Annotated in this window: 2 protein-coding genes and 1 tRNA gene; all 3 read left to right on the top strand. The window is 70.8% G+C overall.

The annotated features are described in order from the left end of the window. Positions 1-116 precede the first annotated feature (116 nt). The 3 genes from EAO76_RS18635 to EAO76_RS18625 all read left to right on the top strand — a co-directional run bounded on the left by EAO76_RS18635 (position 117) and on the right by EAO76_RS18625 (position 2,090). Positions 117-204 (top strand) — tRNA-Ser (locus tag EAO76_RS18635). A gap of 357 nt (positions 205-561) precedes the next feature. Continuing rightward, entirely contained in the window at positions 562-1,158 is a 597-nt protein-coding gene (locus EAO76_RS18630; RefSeq protein ID WP_148837062.1) for a hypothetical protein, read from the top strand. A 38-nt stretch (positions 1,159-1,196) separates the two neighbouring features. Continuing rightward, a complete protein-coding gene (locus tag EAO76_RS18625; RefSeq protein WP_148837061.1) occupies positions 1,197-2,090 on the top strand; it encodes a phosphorothioated DNA-binding restriction endonuclease in 894 nt (297 codons plus the stop codon). Positions 2,091-2,168 lie beyond the last annotated feature (78 nt).

Raw genomic sequence — 2,168 nt, 5'->3', positions numbered from 1 at the left:
CACCGGTCCACCTCCCCACCCTCCCCGACCGTCCGGAAGCCTCCGGAGGACCCCCGGAACGATCTTGAGGGCAACAGGTTCGCAAGCACCCCTCAACGTCTTGTATTGTTTGCGGCGGAGGATTCGCCTAGTGGCCTAGGGCGCACGCTTGGAAAGCGTGTTGGGGGCAACCCCTCACGAGTTCGAATCTCGTATCCTCCGCCAGTGCCTCACCGGGCACGTTGTCGAAGGGCCCCACCGTTCGCGGTGGGGCCCTTCGACGTTGTCTCAGGCCTCGCCGCCCCGGTGGTCCGCAATGCCTTCATGGACGGCTTCCCCTGGCGTCCGCCGGCGAGGCCGATGGCTCGGGCGGTCAGCAGCCGGGGCCTCTCCCGTTGCCCTCGGTCACGCGGAGCCGACAGCCGCTCGAGCGTGTACGGATTTCGTGCCCCGTCGAAGGGGTGGCCTGTATCGACGAGCGGTGAGACATGCCGATGTCATGCGGCACAACCGTCGTATCCGACCCCCGGTCCCACCATCACTGACAGGCTTGGCACCTCACCCCGTCGCCCGGAGGACAGCATGAGTGCCGATCTCGGTCCGTTGGCCGTGACACGCAAAAGCGGCAGCGAGCCGATACGGGTCAAGGGCGAGACGGTGGGTGAGCTCGCCGACTTCTGGAGCTGGGCGTGCTCCGACCTGGCCAACAACACCATGCGTGGCGTCCTGGCCGAGTACCTGGTGGCCACGGCACTGGGCTCCGCCGCCGGTACCCGTACGGAATGGGACACGGTCGACATCCGCACACCCGAGAAGTGGCGCATCGAGGTGAAGTCGGCGGCCTACCTGCAGTCATGGGCGCAGTCCCGGTTGTCGAAAGTCTCGTTCGACATCGCCCCGGCCTCCGGCTGGGACGCCCGGACCGGTGTCACCTCGGCCGAAGTGCTTCGCCGCTCGGACGTCTACGTCTTCTGTCTGCTGCATCACCGGGACAAACAGACGCTCGATCCCCTCCACCTCGACCAATGGATCTTCTACGTCCTGCCCACCCGAGTCCTGGACGAGCGCTGCCGGATCCAGAAGACCATCACGCTGTCCGGCCTGGAGCGTCTCGGCCCGCTGAGAACCGACTTCACCGGCCTGCCGGAGGCGGTGTCCGCGTGCGCGAAAGATCCGTGACGGCCCCAGGTCCGCGGGCGCCGCTACGATCGCCGGTCATGGACTGGGCCGAACGCACCGCGCAGTTGAGGCAGTGGACGAGGAACGGGACACGGGCCCCGCACAAACCGCTGCTCCTCCTGTACGCGCTCGGGCGGTTCCAGCAGGATGCCGACGGCGAACTGCGGTACAGCGCGGTGGAGGAGGACCTGCGGCGGTTGCTCGCCGAGTACGGGCCGGGGCGCCGGACGTCGCCCTCCTATCCCTTCCACCATCTGGTGAGTGACGGGGTGTGGGAGGTGCGCACCGAACGCGGTCCTGGAAGCCCGGGGTCCGGGGTCGGGGAGCTGCGGGCGACGGGTGCCGCCGGGCGGCTGGCGCCGGAGCTGCGGGCGGCCCTGCGGCGGGAGCCGTCCCTGCTCGGCCGGATGGCGCGGGTGCTGCTCGACCTGAACTTCCCGCCCTCGCTCCACGGCGAGCTCTGCGAGGCCGTCGGTCTGGAGCCGGAGGAGGCCGGGGCGGGACGCCTCCTGGCCGCCCGCAGGCAACGGGACCGGCGGATGCGGGAGACGGTCCTGACCGCGTACGAGTACCGGTGCGCCTTCTGCGGGTACGACGGCATGATCGGCACGGTCCCGGTCGGGCTCGAGGCCGCCCATGTGCGCTGGTGGGCGTTTGACGGGCCGGACGACGTCGACAACGGGCTGTGCCTGTGCTCGCTGCACCACAAGCTCTTCGACAAGGGCGCCCTCGGCGTCGGCGAGGACCACCGCATCCTGGTCTCGCAGGGCTTCGCCGGCCGCGGCACCGTCGCCCGCGAGCACGTCCTCGCGCTCGCCGGCCGCCCGCTCATCGGCCCCCGGCCGGGCGTCCGCCCCGTCGCCGACGCCCACCGCGACTGGCACACCGACCAGGTCTTCCACCACCCCGCGCGCCCCGCCGCCGTGCTGTGACCCGCCCGGTCGTGCGAGGCCGGAGCCGTCGGGGTCCGTCGGCCCCGCGGGGGTTCGGCCGGGTGGTCGGGATGCGGG

Origin of the sequence: Streptomyces sp. sk2.1 (assembly GCF_008120935.1) — a bacterium.
GTDB lineage: Bacteria > Actinomycetota > Actinomycetes > Streptomycetales > Streptomycetaceae > Streptomyces.
The sequence above is the reverse complement of the archived record's forward strand: the minus strand, read 5'-3'. Positions and strand labels throughout refer to the sequence as shown.

Bases quoted from the DNA above. Each gene is read 5' to 3' on its own strand.
- EAO76_RS18625 (WP_148837061.1), top strand. From the start codon at position 1,197: ATGGACTGGGCCGAACGCACCGCGCAGTTGAGGCAGTGGACGAGGAAC.
- EAO76_RS18630 (WP_148837062.1), top strand. From the start codon at position 562: ATGAGTGCCGATCTCGGTCCGTTGGCCGTGACACGCAAAAGCGGCAGC.